We start from the raw sequence: 21,269 nt of genomic DNA, 5'->3' as shown, positions 1-21,269 counted from the left end.
TATGCACTCGATATTTTTTAGCGCTCATCTTTTCAAGCAAGCAATAAAATCCGAATCACTCGAAATACCCTCTATTCGAAATGTAGAGCGTCGATCGGGTTCAGCCGCGACGCTTTTTTAGCGGGGTAATACCCGAAAAAGACGCCTACAAAGCCTGAAAACAAAAAACTACCCAACATTATTGATGGCTGTATAACTATCGGCCAGCCCGATATTGATGAAGCAATGGCCGATACTATAATCGCAAGTAAGATTCCAATCAAACCGCCAATCATACATAAAGTAATGGCTTCAACTAAAAATTGCTGCATTATGTTCTTTTCTCTAGCACCAACAGCTAAACGAAGACCAATCTCTCGAGTTCGTTCAGTTACTGAGACGAGCATAATGTTCATAATGCCTATTCCGCCAACCACTAAGGAAACCGACGCGATTGCCGCCAGCAAGGTATTAAAAATGCTGCGCGTCTCCGCTCTCGCTTCCATCGCCTCAGTGATATTGCGCACCATAAACCCGCTAGCGTCATCATCCATACGATAGCGAGCATTCAACATATATTTAATATCCTCTTCGACTTGCGCCATCATCGAACTGTCGGAAACGGATACCATGATTTGACTAACACTATTTGGATTCGATGCCGTGGTATTGCCCAACACCCGAGTCTTAACGGCGTTGACTGGCATCATTACGAAATCGTCTTGATCTCGCCCCCATGTATTTTCGCCCTTTGGTTTTAAGGTGCCGATAACTTGCGCTGGTATTTTATTGATGCGGATTGTCTGCCCGATTGGATCCTGTGCACCGAACAACTCTTTTTTTACCGTGCTACCGATAATCGCTACTTTAGAACCGGCGACTACCTCACGAGATGAAAACTCTCTACCCTCGTCTAGAACCCAATTTCCAGTAATCATTGAATCTTCGTTTGCACCTTCAACGGAAGTATTCCAATTTAAATTTCCGAAAATCACTTGAACTCGGCCAGAAACTCGCGCCGACGCCCCGGCAATTTCTGGAATATTTTCTTTTAAATAACCAACATCGTCTAATGATAAACGCGCTTCGCTGCCTCGCCCTTGACTCACTCCACCACGACGTCGATCGGGCCCCATTACCGTGAGCATGTTGGCGCCAATAGAATTAATTTGTGCATCAACTTCTTGCTGTGCACCGGCACCAACACCGACCATTGTTATAACAGCAGACACACCAATAATGATTCCAAGCATTGTTAAGATGCTACGCATAACATTAATGCGCAAGGCGACAAGTGCAACCTGAAAACAAGTGAGTAGATCCATTAAGCTGCGTCTTCCTGAGCTAAGGCCTTTGCCTCAGCAATCATATCGGTGGGAGAAGGATTGATCGTATCTTGCTGCAACAAGCCATCACGAAAATATAGCTGTCTTTTCGCCGCGTCTGCAATTTCTGGTTCGTGAGTAACCAATATTATCGTGATGCCTTTTTTATTTAGCTCTTGAAACAAGGCCATGATTTCGATACTGGTTCGCGTATCCAATGCGCCAGTTGGCTCATCCGCTAAAATAATCACAGGATCATTGACCAAGGCCCGAGCGATTGCTACACGTTGTTGCTGGCCACCAGAAAGTTGTGATGGATGATGATCACCTCGATCACCTAGCTTTACTTTTTCTAAACATTTTTTTGCGCGAGGCACATGCTCTTGCTTGGGCACTTGTGTATATAGCAGAGGCAGTATGACGTTATCTACAGCACTAGTGCGCGCGAGTAAATTAAATTGTTGAAATACGAAACCAATTTTTCTACTGCGAATGTCGGCCAACTGATCTCGATTTAATTTTGAAACATCACCACCGTCCAAAATCATCTTTCCACTTGAGGGAGTATCCAAACATCCCATCAAATTCATACAGGTTGATTTTCCAGAACCGGAGGGACCCAGCACGGCAACAAACTCGCCGCGTTTAATTTTAAAAGACACACCCTTCAAAGCGTGTACAGTTTGGTCGCCCATAATGTAATGCTTGGTAAGATTTTCACAAACCAAAATATCATCTGCATCACTTTGGCTTTTTGAAGTGTTTTCACTTATTGTCGATTCTGAAATCTCAGACATTAAACTCACCAAGTAAACTGCAAAATAATATTTGTTATTTTAAACACGAAAACTTTACTCATTGATACGACGAGCACGCAAGACTACAGTTGAGCCTTCAAGGCCATCGGCATTAACTATCTCGGTAAACTCATCACCAGCCAAACCAGTTAATACGGGCCTTTTTTCTAATTCATTTTTACCCAACAGTAACCAAAGCTGTCCTGGTTTAGGTCGCTCGCCGCCCATTTGTCGCCGTGAGCTCCCACCTTCACGAGCAATTCGTCGAAACTCTTGGTACTGCTGTTCGCTAAGGATTTTCTGAATCTCTTCATTGTTAAACATACCACCCCCGTTACCGCCAGATGGACCGTCGCGACGTCCGCCAGGAGGTCCGAACCCTCCTGGTGCTCGCCTATTAGCACCAGAAAATTGCGCCATTTGATCTTCGAAAACTTTTCTAATGGCTTTTTCTTGCTCCGCGGACAAACTCAATTGTTGCTTCATTTCTTGAATGCGCGTTTCCATAAACGCAGCACGGGGGTTGCTATCATCTCGCTCTATTCCCGGGGGTTGAAATCGCAGAGCCGTGTTAGGAACACGAAGCACATTGGTTTTTTTGCCAGTGATAACTGAAACAGTAGCCGTCATACCGGGAAGCAAACTATTATCTCTATTTTCTGCGCTTATAATCACGGTGTAGGTAACAACATTTGAAACTTCATTTGCTGCCTTGCGAACTTGTTTAATTTTTCCTTCAATCTTTTTATCAGGAAAGGCGTCAACAGTAAAAGTGGCGACTTGATCCATTTTGATTTTACCAATATCAGCTTCATCAACACTTGCTTCTACTTGCATTTCTGAAAGGTCTTGGGCCAAGGTAAAAAGAATCGGTGCTGACATACTTGCTGCGACAGTTTGACCTAACTCAATGGCACGATTAATAACGATGCCATCTACCGGCGATCGAATTGTGCAGCGCTCTAAATCAATATTCGCTTGAAACAATGATGCTTCTGCCTGAATTACCGAAGCCTTTGCATTGCTCACTTGAGCTTGAGAGATTGTTACTTGTGCGCGTGCTGATTCTAATGCCGTTGTTAGGCGATCAATTTCAGATTCAGATATGTGTCCAGCTTGGCCTAATTTTTTTTGTCGCTCCAACAATCTTTCTGCTTCACCTAAATCGGCACGCGCGCGCATTAAACTGGCGTCTTGCTGCATTACATTTGCTTTTGCGATTTCAAGCGATGCTTCGGATTGTTTAACGCGGCCTTCGTAAGTTCTTGGGTCGATTTGCGCAAGCAAGTCGCCTTTTTTAACTTCAGAATTAAAATCGACATAAAGCTCAGAAATTTGACCAGAAATTTGTGATCCAATTTCAACCGTGCCCACCGCTTTTACCGTTCCCGAAGTAACGACTAAATTTTGAATATCTCCACGCGACACTTCAGCGGTTGTGTATTCGAGTTTACCCTCTGGATTGGTCGCCGGAAAAAAGTAATACCCCGCGCCCGCCACTACCAGAATGACAGCAAAAACTTTTAGTACCAAAGATGTTTTCACAACTAGCCCGCCTTAACGTTAGCCCTTTAAATTCGCGCGATTATACGCAGCACCCTGTTCGCATACTCTTTAAATTTTTATGATTTACAATTTATAACACTAGCATTCGACGCTCGAAATAGAATGCTCAAACAGTCAGTATTACTGCCTATAACTCGACGCCAATACTGCTTCCTTGATAGGCCAGCGAATACTTTTTGAGTTTTCCCGCCTGCCCCTTGAGCGGACAACCCGATATCAGATCAAACTCGATACCGTGTGCAGGACAACGAATAGTGCTTCCTTCAATTGAAGCGTGTGTCAGCGGCGCTTGTAAATGAGGGCAACTGTTCGCAATCAAATGTACTCGCCCTTCCACCTGCAGCAACAGTAAACTGTGACCGCCTACAGTCACAGGTTTTAAATACCCGTCATGAAGACGGTGAAGCTTCTCGAGTATATGTAATGCCAAATCAAGCCCCCTTTCGCACCAACGCAGTTTCCAGCCAACTAAAGGCGTCTGCCAAATACTAATCGCTATTGGCAACTTATCAAACCTATACAATAGGTGCAGGCAAAGACTTTTCTCTTTACAATGCCAACGTGTCAATCTACGTTCCGTTGACCCCCTAACACTTGTTAACCCAGCCTCTCCGAATTGTTAATTTTATCTAAGCGTTATCTTGCCAATGGCAGCTCTCAAGCTCATAGAAATCCCGTTTTACAAAAATGGTCAACATTATTTCAATCTTATAAAACACCTGCCCTACCCGGTATGGCTGGATAGCGGACGACCGAAAGCCGAATTTGGTCGCTTCGACATCATTACTGCACGACCAAGTATATTGTTCGTTTCAAGCAACAACTCGACTGAAGTCACTGATTTTGAATTTACACAGTCGGGTAAAGACGATAAAGCGCCAGACCCCGACCCTGAAAATACGGCACCCCTTATTGAGGCGAAAACCAAACAACAAGTATTCGACAGCAACAGCGACAGCCCCTTTAATATCCTTCGTGAATCGATGGACTCGATTACGGTAATTGACAACCAAGACATCCCTTTCACTGGCGGATTGATCGGCTACTTTGCTTACACGCTGAGCAATTACCTGGACTTCCTGCCAGCGCGAGAAGCAAGTATTGAGTCAATTCCCGACATGCATGTCGGCCTTTACCTGTGGAGTTTTATTCAAGATCACGAACAAAAGCGCTCGTTTCTAGCCATCCACCCTGACTGCCCGGAAATCTTAGAACTGGAAGCAAAATTCTTTGCGGAACAAACGTCTTCAGTAATCGAAAGTCACGCTAATACCTTCAATATCAATGAGTTAAAAAGTAATTTTGATGTTAATTCTTACAATTCCGCTTTCATGAAGATCCAAGACTATCTGGCCGCTGGTGACTGCTACCAGGTTAATTTTGCGCAGCGCTTCGAAGCGAAATACCAAGGTGATCCAAGCGATGCCTACTTACGACTCAGAGAGGTTTTGCCCGCCCCCTACTCGTCTTTTCTGGGCTTAAAAGACGGCGCCATCCTTAGTCACTCACCTGAGCAGTTTTTAAAAGTCCAGAATCAACACGTAAGAACTCAACCCATAAAAGGGACTAGTAGACGCCACAATAACCCAGCCCTCGACAAGGAGAGCGCCTCGAAATTGCAGGCGAGCACCAAGGATCGCTCGGAAAATTTGATGATCGTGGATTTAATGCGGAATGATTTAGGGAAGAACTGCCGGTCCGGCAGCGTTACCGCCAAGTCGCTGTTTGAACTCAAGAGCTACGCTAACGTTCATCACCTTGTGAGCACAATTGAAGGAGAGCTGAAGGCATCGAGCTCCGCAATTGAATTGTTTAGGGATTGCTTCCCTGGCGGCTCAGTCACTGGCGCGCCAAAAACACGCGCAATGGCGATTATTCAAGAACTGGAGACGGTGGATCGGTCGGTTTACTGCGGCAGCATCGCGTATATAAGCGCTAATAACCAAATGGATTCGAGTATCACCATTCGCACCCTGGTTTGCGACCGAGAAACGATCTATTGCTGGGGCGGCGGCGGCATCGTCGCCGATTCAACCGCCAGTGCTGAGTACCAAGAGAGCCTAGATAAAATCCAAATCTTGCTTGATACCCTTAAGCAAAGAAAAATAGCCTGATTTGACCTTAAGACTTACAGGCTTAGGGCTCGATTACTCGCTTTAATAAACTCTTGCTTCAAATCTTCGTATTGATGCACTGCGGGAAACTGTGGGAATTCAGCAATCACGTTATCAGGGGCTTTGAATAGTATTCCCGCATCAGCTTCTGAAAGCATCGTTGTGTCGTTATAGGAATCGCCAGCTGCGACTATCCGATAATAAAGCCCCTTTAAGGCCAGCACAGATTGCCGCTTGGGGTCTTTCTGTCTCAGGGTATATCCAGCGACCTTACCTGCTGAATCGATGTTTAGTCGGTGGCAAAGTAATGTCGGCCAGCCCAATTGTCGCATTAAGGGCTGGGAGAACTCGTAAAAAGTATCGGATAGGATGATCACCTGGAAACGTTCGCGAAGCCAATCTACAAATTCACGGGCACCTTCGAGCGGCTTTAACTCGGCGATAACAGCCTGTATTTCAGCTATCCCCAAGCCATGCTTTGCTAGTATTTGTAATCGCTGGGTCATTAACACGTCGTAATCGGGAATATCACGAGTCGTCGCTTTGAGCTCATCGATCCCGGTGTGCTCCGCAAAAGCTATCCAAATTTCAGGTACCAGCACCCCCTCCAGATCCAAACATGCGATTTCCACAGCCAAACACCTCTAATTAGCAAAATTTCAGGGCGGCTAATCTACCCTCTTCACTGCAAAACAGCAATTTCAGAATCGACTAAATTAAGCAGTTGTTGAATCAGTGGACAAGATATTGTCCATGCGCACGAAAACAGCACTAGGTTTTCACGTGAAACACTTAACATTTTACTTTAACTATTGAGGCTAACTTAAAATATTCCGGGCAACTAAAAACCGTCGAAACCCCCAATAAATACAGGGCATAGAACTACATCTTGTATGTTAGTGTTTGTTCATGGCCCACATGTCGTTTATTCTGCAGCCAGTTTGGCTTACTTTAGATCAATGTTTCACGCTATTTTTGATCGTGTACTTAACAGATCACTAGCTATAGATTTGGTTATATCGCTATACTCGCAAATTATTTTTTTGATGAATTCGGGTCTGCTATTCTTCGCACGCTGATTTATACAGACTGGCTTTTTTAGGATATTTACAATGAGTGACACCTCTATTCCCATCGTGGATCTGGACGCACGTCTACAAACCGAAACACCACAGGCTGTTCTTGAACACGCTATTAGCCAGTTCGACAATATTGCCCTCTCCTTTAGCGGCGCTGAAGATGTCGTTCTCATTGATATGGCAACGAAAATTAAACCTAATATTGACGTGTTTTCGTTAGACACCGGACGCCTGCATAGCGAGACCTATCGATTTATTGAGCGCGTACGTAAGCATTACAAAATAGCCATTGATATTCAGTTCCCAAATGCAGATGCAGTCAATCAGCTAGTCAAAGAGAAAGGCCTATATAGCTTTTACGAAGACAACCACCAGGAGTGCTGCGGTATTCGTAAGGTGCTTCCGCTCAAAAACAAGCTGCTTAGCCTTGACGCCTGGGTAACAGGCCAACGTAGAGACCAAAGTCCGGGAACCAGAGCGCACCTGCCAGTGATTCAAGAGGATCGCGCTTTCTCAAGACCGGGGGAAACCCTAATCAAATTTAACCCCCTTGCGAACTGGAGTTCTCAGCAGGTGTGGGATTATATTAGGCAAAATAACGTTCCCTACAACGAACTGCATGATCAAGGTTATATCTCGATTGGTTGCGAGCCCTGTACGCGCCCTCTAGGTCCCAACCAACACGAAAGAGAAGGTCGCTGGTGGTGGGAAGAAGCCACGAAAAAAGAATGCGGTCTTCACAACGAAAACTTAAAGTCATAGCTCTTAACCACCAAGAGTTTCCGTTACAACATTGGAAATAACATGAAAATTACGTTTGTAAAAAAAATATTGGCAGATGGCTCGCCGTGTAAAAAATGTGCTGACGTTGTCCAAAAACTAGAACAAGCAGATCAAATGAAATTTATTGACTCTGTAATTATTGCCGATGAAAGAGATGAAAATAGCCCTGGAATGAAAATCGCCAAGTCTCTCAATGTTGAAAGAGCACCTTTTTTTGTCGTCGAAAAAGATAATTCCGAACCATTGGTTTATACGGTGTATTTGAAGTTCGTAAAAGAAGTGCTTAATCAAGAAAGTTCTGCCGTCGACGAAGCGAAAGAGATTCTAGCTAACAGCGATGATTTAGATTTTTTATGATATAAATCAGTTTTTAGTCGGGCAGTTACAAAAAAATAGGGAGCTTTAAGCTCCCTGTTTTATTTATACATGTGTTGAAATAAAGTGCTTTTTAGTATGTCGGCAATTCGATATTTTGAAATAACTCTTCAAGCTCGGCTCGCGAATGACGGTCGTAGGCTTCACACACGATTTCTTTGGTTAAGTGCGGCGCAAACTCTTCGATGAATTCATACATAAATCCACGCAAGAAGGTACCGCGCCTAAAACCAATTTTCGTTACGCTGGTTTTAAATAAATGACTTGCGTCTAAGGCAACTAAATCCGAATCAATTTCTTCGTTATAGGCCATCTTCGCAATAATACCGATTCCCAAGCCTAAGCGAACATAGGTTTTAATGACGTCAGCATCAGCGGCAGTAAAAACGACTTTCGGCGCTAAGCCTCTATCTATAAACGCTTCATCCAGTTTTGAGCGACCCGTAAAGCCAAATACATAAGTCACTATCGGGTGTTTGGCAACCTCCTCTAGCGTTAACGTAGAAACCTGACACAAAGGATGATTCTTAGGCACAACGATGCATCGGTTCCAGCGATAACAAGGCATCATCACCAAATCACTAAACAATTCCAATGCTTCGGTGGCAATTGCGAAATCAACCGTGCCGTCTGCCGCCATCTCGGATATTTGCATCGGCGTACCTTGATGCATATGGAGGGAAACATCAGGGTATTGATTGATAAATTTTTCGATAACTCGAGGAAGTGCGTAGCGGGCTTGAGTGTGCGTTGTCGCAATAGACAGGCTACCTTTCCGTTCGTTGCTATACTCTTGCGCAACTTGCTTGATGCTCTCTACTTTGCGCAGAATCTCCCCAGCCGTCTTCAAAATAGCTTCGCCAGCGGGAGTTATTCGAGTTAAATGCTTCCCACTTCGAGAAAACACTTCGACCCCAAGCTCATCTTCTAGCAAGCGAATTTGCTTACTAATCCCCGGTTGTGATGTGTACAAACTTTGTGCGGTCGCGGACACGTTTAAATCGTGATGTGCCACTTCCCAGATATATCGTAACTGCTGCAGTTTCATATGCCCTCCAATTGGCCGAGCAGTAATTGTTGAGTGTTCTTTTCGCTATAAAAATATAAAAAAATATTCTTTTGAAGAATAGTAACAAATCCCTATATTTACCAGCTTCATTTTAAAATTTGTCGTCTTAGCACCGATAAATATAACTCTAGACTATTTTCGTATGGATATTGCGCTTTATATTTTGGCAGGTGCCGCCGTTGGACTCGCCGTAGGCCTTACTGGCGTTGGAGGTGGCTCATTGATGACCCCTCTCCTCATCTTATTCGGCTTTCCGTACAACGTGGCTATCGGCACAGATTTACTTTACGCAGCCATCACTAAATCGAGCGGAGTTATTTCTCACCATCGGCATAAATCGATTAATTGGCGCCTCGTATTGTTATTAGGCGCCGGTAGCATCCCCGCTTCCTTAATCACAATTTTCGTTTTAAACCTGGGTTTCGTGGACGCTGATGAATACAAACCGATTCTCACTTCCGCTCTTGGTGTCATGTTGATTTTGACATCGCTGGTACTGTTTTTTCGCCCGTATCTTCAAAAATCGCAAATGGAAAGCGAATCTGCCCAACCGAGTTGGATAAAAAGGCATTCTAGTCCTGTGATGTTTGCTTCCGGGGTATTTTTGGGTGTATTCGTGACTCTTTCGTCAGTTGGTGCCGGTGCCTTATGTGCCGCCCTACTATTAATGTTGTTTCCACGATTAACGCCTCAACAAGTAGTAGGCACTGACATCGCACATGCTGTTCCTTTAACCCTTATCGCGGGCTTGGGTCATCTACTGTTATTAAATAACGTTGATTTGCGCTTATTAGGATGCTTACTAATTGGTTCACTTCCCGCGATTCACCTCGGCACCAAACTCGGAGCCAATATTCCTAAAAATATTTTGCATCCAGTTCTCGCGACAATTTTATTAGGTATAGGAGCTAAGTTTGCGTTTTTTTAAAAGTGTAAACTTTAGAAATCTAAAGTAACTTAGGTTTTAGTGGAGCATTAATTTTTGCCTGCAAATCTAGGCATTGAGAGGTCAAAGGCACCATATAAACCGGTACCTTTGTCATTTGAAGAATTTTATTAGTGACTGAGCCAACATTGTAATTGGTAAGTGACTCAGGGCTGTGGCTTCCTACAATTACTAAATCAGCATTTTTATCATTTATATATTTCAAAATAACGTCAGCAGGTTTACCAGCCTCGACAATCACTTCTACATATTGATCAAATTGTTCATCATTCTCAACAAATTCATCAGCGAGGATGTCAATCAACTGCGATTTAATGGATGAAAGAATTACATCTGACCCCTCTTCCGTTAATTCTTTGACAATATCTCCTGGAAAATATGTCTGAACCATGGCGGTAGCGAGACTGCCCATTGGTTCGACAGCATGAACGACAATAATCCGTGCATTACAACGTGTCGCCAAGGCGATCACGTGTTCAACGAGATAAGGTGTAAACGCGCAAAGGTCCGTTGCGAATATAATTGTTTGAATCATAATGAAACTTTACCAGCGCAAAAAATATATATTGAGCCGGTGAAATATTTTCAGCAATTCTGTCACCGTATATAGCTCTATATCTTAAAAAGCATAGCACTGACTCAAAACAACGTTGCCTTATTGATAGATAATTTTGGACTCAATCTATCGATCTTTTTCAACAAACTGTTCATTGGCAATCCCATGAGGCACATGACCAGTGGCCACATGCTCACTAGCAGAATTACAGTGCTGACGCTGATCATCGAAAAACACGTCAGCTCCATAAGCTCTTAAAAAAGGGCCTTTTTCCAAGCCGCCTAAGAATAAAGATTCATCTATTCGGATATTCCAATCTCTCAAAGTTCTAACCACACGCTCATGAGCTGGTGCAGACCTGGCCGTTACGAGCGCCGTCCGAATTGGCGCTTCATCACGACTAAACTCTGCTTGTAATCCATGCAAGGCTGACAAGAAATCTTTAAAAGGACCACCGAGTAAAGGATTTTTTGCAGCGGCCTTTTCGCTCGTAGTAAACGCTTTTAAGCCCTCACGCTTAAATATTTGTTCTGCCTCATCCGAAAATAAAACAGCATCGCCATCAAAAGCGAAACGTAGCTGTTCACCATGATCGGATCTATTCTTCGAAGCGAATAAAGTAGCCGCCGCAATCCCGTGATCAAGTGCGCTGCGAACGTCTTCACCGTGCGTGGACAAAAACAAATGGCAGCCAAAGGGATGAACATAACGATAAGGACTTTCACCGCTGCAAAAAACCGCACGCGATATGGTTAAATTATAATGTTCGATCGAATTAAAAATTCTTAAACCCGTATCGGCACTATTCCGAGACAACAAAATAACTTCAACACGAGGTTCACCACCAAGACGCTCATTAATTCGCAACAATTTTTGCACCAGCGGAAAAGCATCGCCAGGAGCTAGAATTTCGTTCTCATGCTCGATCTGATATTTTGAATAAGCATCAAGGCCTTGTTTCTCATAAACGTCGTTGCTTTCATTTAGATCAAAAAGCGCGCGTGAAGAAATCGCGATAACAAGTTTACTTCCAAAATTACTGGGCATAATCGTTCTCCAACTTATGAAGTTTATTCCGTCATTTCACTGCTTTTTTGAGAATGATCACTATTTTTAAAATATTCCTTTGTTAAACGAACAACAACACCGGACAGCAACAACAACGCGATTAGATTTGGTATCGCCATAAAACCATTCAAGGTATCGGCAATCGTCCAAACTAAATCCAGATGTAATACGATTGCGCCTACAGGAATCATTGACACCCATAAAATTCTATAAGGCAATTCGATTTTCGTGCCGAATAGAAATTGGGCACAACGCTCGCCGTAGTAACTCCAACCTAAAATTGTTGTAAAAGCAAAAACGGCCAAACTAAGGGAAACGATCTTGTCTCCATGAGGAATCACAGCCAAAAATGCGGCTTGCGACATCTCCACGCCTTTTGCATCGCCGGACCAAACCCCAGTGACGATGATTGCTAAACCGGTAATAGAACAAATTATTAGGGTATCGATAAATGTGCCCAGCATTGCGATCACGCCTTGCCTTACCGGGCTATCCGTTTTTGCCGCTGCATGAGCGATAGGTGCACTCCCCAAGCCCGCTTCATTTGAAAAAACACCGCGAGCAACACCGTATCGAATCGCCAACATCACCGCCGCGCCAGCAAAGCCACCTTGTGCCGCAACAGGATTAAACGCACTGTGAACAACTAATTGGACTGCACTCGGAATTTCAGTGATATTCATGCCCAATACAACTAAGCCAATAAAAACGTAAGTGATTCCCATCAATGGAACTATTTTTGATGCAACTTTCGCTATACTTTTTATGCCACCAATTAAAACTAAACCCACCAAAATCGCCAGCACAAAACCAACAACAACTTTTGGAATACCAAAAGCAACGCCCATCGCCTCGGCAACTGAGTGTGCTTGAACCGCATTCCCGATGCCAAAACCGGCAAGCGACCCAAAGACCGCAAAAAGAGTTCCTAACCAAATCCAATTTTTTCCTAGTCCATTTTTGATGTAGTACATGGGCCCACCGATATGCATCCCATCTTCGTCAGTCTCGCGAAAATGAACTGCGCAAACGGCTTCTGAATATTTGGTTGCCATCCCAACCAAGGCACTGCACCACATCCAAAACAAAGCACCAGGGCCTCCAAGACCAATAGCTGTTGCAACTCCAGCGATATTGCCCGTACCAATAGTTGCCGACAATGAGGTCATGAGTGCCTGAAAAGGAGTTATATCGCCTTCACCCCGCGATTTTCCTCCTAGAGCAAGCTGTTTGAAACCATAGAAAATTTTGCGTAAAGGTATCGCCTTAAGCAAAACCATTAACACACACCCAGTACCTAGAATGAGTGCAAGCATCCAGGGGCCCCATGCAAAACCGTTTAGCATGCCTAATACACTTTCGAATGTTGCCATGAGTACTCCAAAAAATTAGTAGAAGGAAAAATTTTTTCGCTGTGGAAATAAACCAAAAACGCCACCGGTGTGCACAAAAACAACATCTGATTGGTTGCTAAAATTCCCCGCTTTTATTTCAGACATCAAACCATAAAAAGCTTTTCCGGTATAAACAGGGTCTAAGAAAATACCTTCTGTTTTGGCAACATAATTTATCGTATTAAAGATTTCTTGCTCCGCTTGTGCATACCCGGGGCCAATGTAATTATCGTTGACACTTATTTTTAGTTTATTAATATCACAATCAATTTTATTATTAAGACCATAACGCTGATACCATGCTGATAAATCCTCATTTACTTTTTTGATAAAATAATTTTCGTCGTCGCAAACGGCAAATCCGATCACCTCAGAACCCAATTTTTGCATCGCGGCACCTGCGGTTAAACCAGCTTGTGTACCTCCTGATCCAGAGGCGCACACAATAAATCGCGGCGAGATATTATTATCAGAAAAATCTTTTTTTAATTCTTCACAGGCTGCAATGTATCCCCAAATCCCAATTTCATCACTAGCACCAGTCGGAATTGAAAAAGGTTTACTTCCCTCCGCCATATATTCTTGAGAATATTGCTCAAAGTATTGATTTAAGTTTTTAAAATAATTTCGCCTGGGGATAACTTTTATATTTGCGCCAACCAAATGATCCAACAAGAGATTACCATCTGGCTCGGCGCTCCCTTCCTCCCTCAGTATCAAGCACACATTCAAACCTAATTGTGCACCTACGATTGCAGTCGCTCTACAGTGATTGGATTGCAAACCTCCGCAAGTAATCAAAGTATCGCAACCCTCTTCCAAGGCTTGAGCAACGACGAATTCCAACTTCCGTATTTTATTTCCACTCAATGCGGAACCGGTTAAATCATCTCTCTTTATCCAAATTCGCGGACCGCCTAATTGTTCCGAAATTCGATCAAGTGCTTGCAGGGGGGTCGGCGTTTGGGCAAGTCTTATTCGACTCGGATACTCAAACATGGAATAGCCTCAAATTAGAACGCTAAAAATTAGCCATCAAGAATAAAGCCTTACTGGGGAATTGTTAAGATTTAAAAATCAAAAAGCCGCACTAACTAAAAGTAAGCGCGGCTTATTAAGGAATATTGGAGAAGAAACACGCCTAGCTCGGCCAGGCTCATGCTTTCTCTATTATTAAGAAATAGACTTTAAAGTGCCTTTCGGTAAAACAGCGTGTACCGCAATTTTTTGGAATTTCAATTCGGTATTATCACTGACTTGCAGAACGATATAATCACCCTCGACTTTCGTGACCTTGCCAATTAAACCGCTATTTAACAAAACTTCATCGCCCTTTCCGACAGCAGAAATAAGTTCTTTGTGCTCTTTTTGACGCTTTTGCTGTGGTCGGATCATAAATAGATACATAAATCCGAACAAACCAACCATCATTACTGGCATAAACCAGGTGCTTTGTGCTGCCTGTCCGCCGGTTTGGGCCTGCGCCATCGCCGCTGGGATAAAAAAATCCATCAAGAAAATACCTCTGTAAGATTGTAAGGGCCAATTTCCATGCTTTTGATCACATGTTTCAAGGCGGCATACTCTACTTGTTTTATCCCGACCGGGCAACGATCAGATTGCAGTCGTATGGCTCTCTAGGGATGGGCCCCAAAGCCACTGAACTTCGATACTGGATGAGTTAGCTGGGAAACGCAGAAATGACAAAAGCACTTAGAACGCTAAGTGCTTTTTGAAGAAGATACTAACAACCTGGAGAGAATACTTGAAACTTACGCGTAATCGCGAAACAACTTTCTAAAAGTACTTGGCGATAAGGACGTCCAACGCTTGAAAGCATTAGTAAAACTGGTTCTATCAGAGAAATCCAGCGCCGCAGAAATACCATCAATGCTCAAGGTTTGATGAATCAGATAATCAATTGAATAGTGAAATCGAACTTGATCTCGCAATTGTGCAAAATTCACTTGCTGTTGTTGCAAGCGGCGTTGCAAGGTGCGCTTAGATAAAGTCAGCTCTTCCGCAATAAAATCTATTGCCAATGGCTGCTTGCCTATTCTCCGTTGCAGTACTTCTACTACCCGACCTGACACGCCATAAGCCTCAGGGATACGAGCTTGTCGGACGTATTGATCAAGCGATTTAACGCCCGCCGTCGCAAACCCACGAATTTCTTCTACTTTATTTTTTTCTGGCGCATTTTGAAGCTCGATCATTCGTGCGACTCCTTCAGCCATTAATTGTACTGTTTCAATATCTTGAGTAGTGAACGAGGTACTCAGCGTACTTAAAAAGCATAAAACCCCATATTTTGTCCCGACAACTGAGATCGGAGCTCCAATATAGTGTCGAGTTGGTGATGCATTATACGTCAACGCGCCCCCCTCTACACCGGTATTCGTCAGCGAACTGGTCAAAACGTGATCGCGTTCAATCAAGCTATCAAAAATCTTTTCCTCTGCATCATTCAAATTGTCGTCAATCAAGCGCTTATTTTGCCTAAAAACCATGGTTTTTCTGGCCGCAGCACCCATTGCGTAAGCTATGAAGCCTGTTTCAACCGCAAACATCCTGCAACCCGCTTTTAAATACAATTCGGATTGGGTCGCTGTTTCACTTTGAGGAGAAATTAACTGACTATGTAGAAATTTCAAACGATCGGAAAACTGACTAAAATTATATTTCTCTAGCTCTAGTTCTATTTGTTGTTTATGACTCGGTTGATCCATGGCAACTAAAGAAGAAAATCTATACTCCATAACCCGCAACCCATACGCCCCACAAACATGCGTAGTGCGCTACCTATCAATAAAATTTATCGTTTTTATTTGATGCCTAAACTATTCGTTATAGGCTCCGTTAACCAGTCTTGCGGGCGCCAGGATGTTGTATTCGATGACAATACTTTTAGCTTGGGATTCCTGACTCGAAATATGCACTAACCCTTGAACCTAAACGTCGTAGCCGCTGAGGCTTTGATTTTGTGTAAACGTGGTATTTATGAATCAAGTCTTTTGAATAACTCTTCTATTTTTATAATAAAAAGTTATAGCACTCGATTTTTAGATGTCAAATTTTCGGAGTTTTCTGGAGAAAATATAAAGGAATAAAAACTAGGGTTGTTAATTTAGAAAGGTAATTTGAAAAGAATTAGCTCAACTCATCCAGGGCTTGAAGTACATCTTCGTGATGCGTTTTAGTCTTGAATTTATCGAGAATTCTAATGGTCTTGCCTTGCTTAGAAATGATGAAGGTGGTCCGAATTAAGCCGACGTATTCGCGCCCCATGAACTTCTTATCACCCCAAACGCCATATTTCTCAGCGATTTTGTGGCCATCGTCGGCAAGTAAATCGAAATTTAGCGAATACTTTTCGGCGAACTTAGCTAACTTGTCAACTGGATCAGGACTGATCCCAAACGCAACGCAGTTCCGTTTCGCAAGTTCCTTCTTGCTGTCTCTAATCCCGCAGGCTTGCGTGGTACAGCCGGGAGTTAAGGCTTTAGGGTAAAAATAAAGCACAACATTTTTTTTACCTCTGAAGTCTTTCAGTTGCACTTTCTTGCCGTCTTGATTGAGCAAATTAAATGCTGGAGCAAGATTTCCTACCTTCACTACCGTCATGACCAATCTCAGCTTCTTACTTTAATTCCCCGAGTTATCAGGGCTCTGTTTAACACGCGCCAATTGTGGTTGGCGCGTTATGGGTGTTTGAGCAATGCCTATTAATACGAACGATTACTTGGGAAGTAAATCGCTCACTGCGTCTCGCTCTTCTTTCAATTCTTGTTCCGTTGCTTCCATTTTCTTACGTGAAAAATCATTAATTTCTAAGCCCTGAACGATTTCCCACTTGCCATCCTTACAGGTGCAAGGAAAAGAATAAATGAGCCCTTCAGTGATCCCATAACTGCCATCACTGTATATCCCCATGCTCACCCAATCATTTGCGGGCGAACCCAGTGCCCAGTCGCGAACATGGAAAATCGCAGCATTGGCGGCTGAAGCAGCACTTGATGCGCCTCTTGCGTCGATAATTGCTGCGCCGCGCTGCTGTACAGTTGGAATGAAGTCATTTTCATACCATGTTTGATCGACCAAACCCATCGCAGGCTTACCATCCACGTTAGTTTGATGGATGTCTGGATACTGAGTAGAAGAATGATTACCCCAAATCGTTAGCTTGGTGATGTCATTGATCGAAGTACTCGTTTTTTGAGCGAGCTGCGTCAAAGCACGATTGTGGTCTAATCGTGTCATCGCTGTGAATTGTCTTGGGTCGATGTCGGGAGCATTTCTTTGGGTGATTAGCGCATTGGTGTTTGCGGGATTACCAACTACTAACACCTTAATGTCACGCGACGCATTGTCGTTGATCGCTTTACCTTGAACAGAGAAAATTGCTGCATTAGCTGCTAGCAAATCCTTACGCTCCATACCAGGCCCTCTAGGACGAGCACCCACTAACAAAGCGAAATCTGCGTCTTTAAATGCGACATTGGGATCATCAGTACACACTATTCCAGCTAGCAAAGGAAATGCACAATCATCGAGCTCCATAGCGACACCTTTAAGCGCACCTAGAGCAGGCGTTATTTCTAACATTTGTAAAATGACAGGCTGATCTTTGCCAAGCATATCGCCGGCGGCGATTCTGAATAGAAGCGAATAACTTATTTGGCCTGCCGCTCCGGTGACGGCTACACGAACGGGTGCTTTCACAATGGTTCTCCATTTTGAGATGTAGGAAGGAAGTCTGTTAAAACTGACGTCTGATTAACTGATCAAAACCGCAGCCCCGCTTGAAGGCTATGTGGGGCTCATCACGCTTGACTAACGCGGTGGGCATTATAGGGAATTAGCCAGAAATTTCACTACCCAAGATAACTTTCTGTCGAATCAAGTCTTACCACTGACAAGCCGTCAACGGCTTCTAAAACAGCTCCAGCAGATTTATGAGCCTTTAAAACCTCACCTATTAACGCTTAAATTTTAAGTACCTGGCTTCGAGCCCAGAATACAAACGATCTTTGAAATCTGCTTGCGCAACATCTAGTTCAGACAGTAATTCAACTAGGTGTTCGTTGTCTTCCCTTCCTGCCCAAACTTTTCTATAACTTCCATCTTTATAACCGTTGTCTTGGCGAAAGAAATTCAACACATTTTTGCCAACATAACCGGCATAAAGCTGATCGAAACTTAAGGTAATTGTATTCATCACTTTGATGAAGGCATCGACATTAAATGATTTACTTTCTAATGTACTTAAAACAAACGCTTCTAATTCAACTGGAAACTCTTTCGCGTTAGTTTTAGTTTTCCGGGACAATGACTGTTCAACCTCTTCCTTTATTGCCAAAGCGTCCTTACCTTCAAGCAGTAAAATACTCAACCCAAAGTGCCAAATATCAATGAGTTCCAAAATAACCTGATCGATATCCGGATCCTGTTTTTTCCACCATTTCCAACCGTAGTGATCAAGCATCTCGGCACACTCAATCCAAATCGCCCGATACCACTCAAAGTTCTTAGTCCGCCAATCGGGATTAACTTTGCTATTCATTGAATCTTGAAGATCTAGCATGATTTGAATTTTCTGCTGCATATAACGACTCGATTGTTTTTATAGGATTAGATTTTCGTAGAATTGGGTTTTGGTTATATATTTTTATTCTTAAGTGTCATCGAATTGAAACGATATTATCACAAATGTTTCATCAGGCTAAGGGATCATGACTTAAATGGAGGTCGCCCTATGAGCTTAATAGATAGCGCAATACAATTCGATTACTTCAGTTTCGACTGGTGCCAACAAAGACGTAGTCGAAAACTGCTCGTACCAATTAGTCGAAGTATATCTCACACTGCCGATGGTTACCTTTATGTTGTATTTGGTTTGCTCATGCTCTATTTGGGTTACCAGACATTTTTCACGATTGCATTTGTAGCATTTACAACTGAGCGAGCTATTTACTTTTTTTTAAAAAACCGCGTTCGTCGCAATCGCCCGCCGGAGGTAATCCCCGGTTTCAAAAGCATCATACAAGCATCCGATAAATTTAGCTTTCCTTCCGGCCACACCTCGGCGGCATTTTTAATGAGTACCCTGTGTACTTTATATTTTCCCCTCGCTGGCATATTTCTTTATCCGTGGGCCTGCAGTGTTGCATGGTCCCGCGTTATGTTGGGCGTTCACTTCCCTACGGATACGGTAGCCGGCGCAGTACTCGGCAGCTCAATCGCGATTTTTGTTTGTGTTCAGCTTGCATAACGACCTTGGATTCCTCGAATCGCAAAAATGAAATTTTATAAACCGATTCAACGAGGTATGTGACACTTTGAAAATCCTATATGGCGTGCAAGGTACTGGCAATGGACACCTAACCCGAGCTAGGGCGATGAGCAAACAGCTCCGAATCTTAGGCGTGCGAGTCGACTATGTGTTTAGTGGCAGGCAGGCCGAAAAATATTTTTCGATGGGAGATTTTGGTAATTGGAAATGCCTTGATGGCCTAACTTTTGTTATCGTGAAAGGAAAAGTTAAACCTATCCAAACCATATTCAACGCTAAACCCATTCAACTACTGCGTGACATCCGTTCACTCCCTGTCGAAGATTACGATTTAGTTATTTCAGATTTTGAACCGGTGTCCGCCTGGGCTGCACGACGAAAAAACATAAGGTGTCTTGGTCTAGGGCATCAATATGCATTCGACTTCCCTATTCCCAAAAAAGGTGACAACATTTTAACACGCTATATTATGAGAAAATTTGCACCTACCAACATCAGTGTAGGGCTTCACTGGTATCACTTTCAACAACCCATCTTACCGCCAATAGTGGAAACTTGGAGGGAATCTGTCGAAACTCAAAAAAATTCTATGGTAGTTTATTTACCCTTTGAGAACCCCAGCGATATCATCGCGCTTTTTCAGAACTTTGAGAATTTTACATTTAGCTACTATGGTGACTTTGAAGAAAAGAAAATAATAGGCAATATTCAGCTGAATCCTATCTCTAAAGAAAATTTTCAAATCGATCTGGCAAAATCAAATGGCGTTATCAGCAACGCTGGCTTCGAACTCGCCAGCGAAGCAATATCTCTTGGCAAAAAATTGTTAGTGAAACCATTGCATGGGCAGATGGAGCAAACATCCAACGCCTTCGCACTAGAGAAATTAGAATTAGGAATCGCCGCCAACAAACTAAGCGCAAGGCTTGTAGACAAGTGGTTAATGGAATTTGAAGGAAGGAAAGTCGAATACCCCAACGTTGCGAAGGAAATCGCAAAATGGATCGTTTCTGGTGAACTAGACAAAATGGATGATTTAATCGAAAAGCTGTGGAGCGAAACTGATAGCGGGAATCTTAAAACATTCCAACCCTACAAAAAGCAAAGCTTATTAATGGCGCGCAACGTTTAATTTTATTTTTTCAGCCACGATACAGATTTTGGAAATAACGCAAAGAAATTTTCCGCTGTTATACGAATCAAGTCTTCATAGCTCATATTTTTTAGCTCGGCTACGTATTCCGCCACTTCACGCACATATGCAGGTTGGTTTGGTTTTCCTCGATAAGGTACTGGAGCCAAGTACGGAGAATCAGTTTCAACTAACAATCGATCGATTGGTGTCTTCCTAACGACATCTCGCAATTCTTCCGCATTTTTAAAAGTAACAATACCTGAGATCGAAATAAAATAATTCAGATCTAACGCCCGTTTAGCCATCTCCCAATCTTCAGTGAAGCAATGCAAGACGCCCGCGCTTTCTACATTTCCGTGTTCTCTTATCAATGCCAAGGTATCTTCTTTAGCGGAACGCGTATGTACTATAACTGGCAATTGGGATTTCGAGGCGGCATTCAAATGAATTACAAAGCTTTCTTGTTGCGACACTTTACTCTCATCAGAGTAATAATAATCTAAGCCTGTTTCACCGAGCGCAACAATTTTCTCGTGTTTACTCCATTCTATTAACTGATCGCAGGTCGCAAGACCTTTCTCAATATCCAATGGATGAACACCAACAGAAGCCACTACGTGTTTATTTTGCTCTGCAATTTTTACGACGTTTTCTCTGTTTTCTAAACTAATCGCAACACACAACATTCCTTCAACGCCCCGCGCACTGGCTGAATCAATAATGTTGGATAGTTTTCCACCGTGAGCATCAAGATTGAGGCGGTCCAGATGGCAATGGGAGTCTATGAGCAT

Annotated in this window: 22 protein-coding genes; 6 read left to right on the top strand and 16 right to left on the bottom strand. The window is 43.2% G+C overall.

The window, feature by feature from the left end; translation table 11 throughout:
* Window positions 1-71: 71 nt before the first annotated feature.
* The 4 genes from ACYUCY_RS17255 to ACYUCY_RS17240 form a co-directional block, all read right to left on the bottom strand.
* A complete protein-coding gene (locus ACYUCY_RS17255; protein ID WP_460227776.1) occupies window positions 72-1,304 on the bottom strand; it encodes an ABC transporter permease in 1,233 nt (410 codons plus the stop codon).
* Window positions 1,304-2,101 (bottom strand): ABC transporter ATP-binding protein, encoded by a 798-nt coding sequence (locus ACYUCY_RS17250; protein ID WP_460227775.1) that lies wholly within the window; start codon window positions 2,099-2,101, stop codon window positions 1,304-1,306. Before ACYUCY_RS17250 ends, ACYUCY_RS17255 begins: the two co-directional genes overlap by 1 nt.
* 54 nt (window positions 2,102-2,155) lie before the next feature.
* Window positions 2,156-3,646, bottom strand: coding sequence for an efflux RND transporter periplasmic adaptor subunit (locus ACYUCY_RS17245; RefSeq protein ID WP_460227774.1), 1,491 nt, complete (start codon window positions 3,644-3,646; stop codon window positions 2,156-2,158).
* Between the two features lie 148 nt (window positions 3,647-3,794).
* Window positions 3,795-4,097: a Rieske (2Fe-2S) protein gene (locus tag ACYUCY_RS17240; RefSeq protein ID WP_460227773.1), complete on the bottom strand. Its 303-nt coding sequence runs from the start codon at window positions 4,095-4,097 to the stop codon at window positions 3,795-3,797.
* A gap of 217 nt (window positions 4,098-4,314) precedes the next feature.
* Here ACYUCY_RS17240 and pabB point away from each other — a divergent pair, with 217 nt between their 5' ends.
* Window positions 4,315-5,781 carry an aminodeoxychorismate synthase component I gene (gene pabB, locus ACYUCY_RS17235; protein ID WP_460227772.1) on the top strand — a complete coding sequence of 489 codons (1,467 nt, stop codon included), beginning with the start codon at window positions 4,315-4,317 and terminating at the stop codon, window positions 5,779-5,781.
* A 14-nt stretch (window positions 5,782-5,795) separates the two neighbouring features.
* Here pabB and thrH read toward each other — a convergent pair whose 3' ends face one another.
* On the bottom strand, window positions 5,796-6,413 hold the full coding sequence (thrH, locus tag ACYUCY_RS17230; RefSeq protein WP_460227771.1) for a bifunctional phosphoserine phosphatase/homoserine phosphotransferase ThrH: 618 nt from the start codon (window positions 6,411-6,413) through the stop codon (window positions 5,796-5,798).
* A 480-nt stretch (window positions 6,414-6,893) separates the two neighbouring features.
* On the opposite strand from thrH, the gene ACYUCY_RS17225 reads away from it, so the two are divergent.
* Both ACYUCY_RS17225 and ACYUCY_RS17220 read left to right on the top strand, forming a co-directional pair.
* On the top strand, window positions 6,894-7,622 hold the full coding sequence (locus ACYUCY_RS17225; protein ID WP_460227770.1) for a phosphoadenylyl-sulfate reductase: 729 nt from the start codon (window positions 6,894-6,896) through the stop codon (window positions 7,620-7,622).
* A 42-nt stretch (window positions 7,623-7,664) separates the two neighbouring features.
* Window positions 7,665-8,000, top strand: a complete 336-nt coding sequence (locus ACYUCY_RS17220; RefSeq protein WP_460227769.1) for a hypothetical protein — start codon at window positions 7,665-7,667, stop codon at window positions 7,998-8,000.
* Window positions 8,001-8,091: 91 nt separating this feature from the next.
* Here the strand turns inward: ACYUCY_RS17220 and cysB are convergent, their stop codons facing one another.
* Window positions 8,092-9,066 carry an HTH-type transcriptional regulator CysB gene (gene cysB, locus ACYUCY_RS17215; protein WP_460227768.1) on the bottom strand — a complete coding sequence of 325 codons (975 nt, stop codon included), beginning with the start codon at window positions 9,064-9,066 and terminating at the stop codon, window positions 8,092-8,094.
* A gap of 163 nt (window positions 9,067-9,229) precedes the next feature.
* Here cysB and ACYUCY_RS17210 point away from each other — a divergent pair, with 163 nt between their 5' ends.
* The gene (locus ACYUCY_RS17210; protein ID WP_460227767.1) at window positions 9,230-10,015 is read left to right on the top strand and encodes a sulfite exporter TauE/SafE family protein; all 786 of its coding nucleotides are present in this window, start codon (window positions 9,230-9,232) and stop codon (window positions 10,013-10,015) included.
* Between the two features lie 19 nt (window positions 10,016-10,034).
* Here the strand turns inward: ACYUCY_RS17210 and ACYUCY_RS17205 are convergent, their stop codons facing one another.
* From ACYUCY_RS17205 to ACYUCY_RS17165, 9 genes are all read right to left on the bottom strand, one after another.
* Window positions 10,035-10,568 carry a universal stress protein gene (locus tag ACYUCY_RS17205; protein ID WP_460227766.1) on the bottom strand — a complete coding sequence of 178 codons (534 nt, stop codon included), beginning with the start codon at window positions 10,566-10,568 and terminating at the stop codon, window positions 10,035-10,037.
* A 147-nt stretch (window positions 10,569-10,715) separates the two neighbouring features.
* The gene (locus ACYUCY_RS17200) at window positions 10,716-11,636 is read right to left on the bottom strand and encodes a 5'-nucleotidase (RefSeq protein ID WP_460227765.1); all 921 of its coding nucleotides are present in this window, start codon (window positions 11,634-11,636) and stop codon (window positions 10,716-10,718) included.
* A 23-nt stretch (window positions 11,637-11,659) separates the two neighbouring features.
* Window positions 11,660-13,030, bottom strand: coding sequence for an alanine/glycine:cation symporter family protein (locus ACYUCY_RS17195; protein ID WP_460227764.1), 1,371 nt, complete (start codon window positions 13,028-13,030; stop codon window positions 11,660-11,662).
* A gap of 15 nt (window positions 13,031-13,045) precedes the next feature.
* Entirely contained in the window at window positions 13,046-14,050 is a 1,005-nt protein-coding gene (locus tag ACYUCY_RS17190) for a 1-aminocyclopropane-1-carboxylate deaminase/D-cysteine desulfhydrase (protein WP_460227763.1), read from the bottom strand.
* 174 nt (window positions 14,051-14,224) lie between these two features.
* Window positions 14,225-14,563 carry a preprotein translocase subunit YajC gene (yajC, locus tag ACYUCY_RS17185; protein WP_460227762.1) on the bottom strand — a complete coding sequence of 113 codons (339 nt, stop codon included), beginning with the start codon at window positions 14,561-14,563 and terminating at the stop codon, window positions 14,225-14,227.
* 260 nt (window positions 14,564-14,823) lie between these two features.
* On the bottom strand, window positions 14,824-15,810 hold the full coding sequence (locus ACYUCY_RS17180) for a helix-turn-helix domain-containing protein (RefSeq protein ID WP_460227761.1): 987 nt from the start codon (window positions 15,808-15,810) through the stop codon (window positions 14,824-14,826).
* Window positions 15,811-16,201: 391 nt separating this feature from the next.
* Window positions 16,202-16,675, bottom strand: coding sequence for a thioredoxin-dependent thiol peroxidase (bcp, locus tag ACYUCY_RS17175; protein ID WP_460227760.1), 474 nt, complete (start codon window positions 16,673-16,675; stop codon window positions 16,202-16,204).
* A gap of 114 nt (window positions 16,676-16,789) precedes the next feature.
* On the bottom strand, window positions 16,790-17,773 hold the full coding sequence (locus tag ACYUCY_RS17170; protein ID WP_460227759.1) for a malate dehydrogenase: 984 nt from the start codon (window positions 17,771-17,773) through the stop codon (window positions 16,790-16,792).
* 256 nt (window positions 17,774-18,029) lie between these two features.
* Window positions 18,030-18,656, bottom strand: coding sequence for a dUTP diphosphatase (locus ACYUCY_RS17165; RefSeq protein ID WP_460227758.1), 627 nt, complete (start codon window positions 18,654-18,656; stop codon window positions 18,030-18,032).
* A 150-nt stretch (window positions 18,657-18,806) separates the two neighbouring features.
* On the opposite strand from ACYUCY_RS17165, the gene ACYUCY_RS17160 reads away from it, so the two are divergent.
* Together ACYUCY_RS17160 and ACYUCY_RS17155 are read left to right on the top strand one after the other, a co-directional pair.
* On the top strand, window positions 18,807-19,322 hold the full coding sequence (locus ACYUCY_RS17160; protein WP_460227757.1) for a phosphatase PAP2 family protein: 516 nt from the start codon (window positions 18,807-18,809) through the stop codon (window positions 19,320-19,322).
* Between the two features lie 67 nt (window positions 19,323-19,389).
* Complete coding sequence (locus tag ACYUCY_RS17155; RefSeq protein WP_460227756.1) at window positions 19,390-20,475, top strand: MJ1255/VC2487 family glycosyltransferase; 1,086 nt, start codon at window positions 19,390-19,392, stop codon at window positions 20,473-20,475.
* 2 nt (window positions 20,476-20,477) lie between these two features.
* Here the strand turns inward: ACYUCY_RS17155 and ACYUCY_RS17150 are convergent, their stop codons facing one another.
* A complete protein-coding gene (locus ACYUCY_RS17150) occupies window positions 20,478-21,269 on the bottom strand; it encodes a TatD family hydrolase (protein WP_460227755.1) in 792 nt (263 codons plus the stop codon).

The organism is Aurantivibrio infirmus, from assembly GCF_054767315.1.
This window is presented reverse-complemented; position numbering and strand designations above follow the sequence as displayed.

Coding starts and splice junctions, on each gene's coding strand:
- ACYUCY_RS17180 (WP_460227761.1), bottom strand. CDS start 15,810: ATGGAGTATAGATTTTCTTCTTTAGTTGCCATGGATCAACCGAGTCAT.
- bcp (WP_460227760.1), bottom strand. CDS start 16,675: ATGACGGTAGTGAAGGTAGGAAATCTTGCTCCAGCATTTAATTTGCTC.
- ACYUCY_RS17150 (WP_460227755.1), bottom strand. CDS start 21,269: ATGCTCATAGACTCCCATTGCCATCTGGACCGCCTCAATCTTGATGCT.
- ACYUCY_RS17200 (WP_460227765.1), bottom strand. CDS start 11,636: ATGCCCAGTAATTTTGGAAGTAAACTTGTTATCGCGATTTCTTCACGC.
- ACYUCY_RS17160 (WP_460227757.1), top strand. CDS start 18,807: ATGAGCTTAATAGATAGCGCAATACAATTCGATTACTTCAGTTTCGAC.
- ACYUCY_RS17165 (WP_460227758.1), bottom strand. CDS start 18,656: ATGCAGCAGAAAATTCAAATCATGCTAGATCTTCAAGATTCAATGAAT.
- ACYUCY_RS17210 (WP_460227767.1), top strand. CDS start 9,230: ATGGATATTGCGCTTTATATTTTGGCAGGTGCCGCCGTTGGACTCGCC.
- ACYUCY_RS17220 (WP_460227769.1), top strand. CDS start 7,665: ATGAAAATTACGTTTGTAAAAAAAATATTGGCAGATGGCTCGCCGTGT.
- ACYUCY_RS17205 (WP_460227766.1), bottom strand. CDS start 10,568: ATGATTCAAACAATTATATTCGCAACGGACCTTTGCGCGTTTACACCT.
- ACYUCY_RS17190 (WP_460227763.1), bottom strand. CDS start 14,050: ATGTTTGAGTATCCGAGTCGAATAAGACTTGCCCAAACGCCGACCCCC.
- pabB (WP_460227772.1), top strand. CDS start 4,315: ATGGCAGCTCTCAAGCTCATAGAAATCCCGTTTTACAAAAATGGTCAA.
- ACYUCY_RS17195 (WP_460227764.1), bottom strand. CDS start 13,030: ATGGCAACATTCGAAAGTGTATTAGGCATGCTAAACGGTTTTGCATGG.
- ACYUCY_RS17225 (WP_460227770.1), top strand. CDS start 6,894: ATGAGTGACACCTCTATTCCCATCGTGGATCTGGACGCACGTCTACAA.
- ACYUCY_RS17250 (WP_460227775.1), bottom strand. CDS start 2,101: ATGTCTGAGATTTCAGAATCGACAATAAGTGAAAACACTTCAAAAAGC.
- ACYUCY_RS17255 (WP_460227776.1), bottom strand. CDS start 1,304: ATGGATCTACTCACTTGTTTTCAGGTTGCACTTGTCGCCTTGCGCATT.
- yajC (WP_460227762.1), bottom strand. CDS start 14,563: ATGGATTTTTTTATCCCAGCGGCGATGGCGCAGGCCCAAACCGGCGGA.
- cysB (WP_460227768.1), bottom strand. CDS start 9,066: ATGAAACTGCAGCAGTTACGATATATCTGGGAAGTGGCACATCACGAT.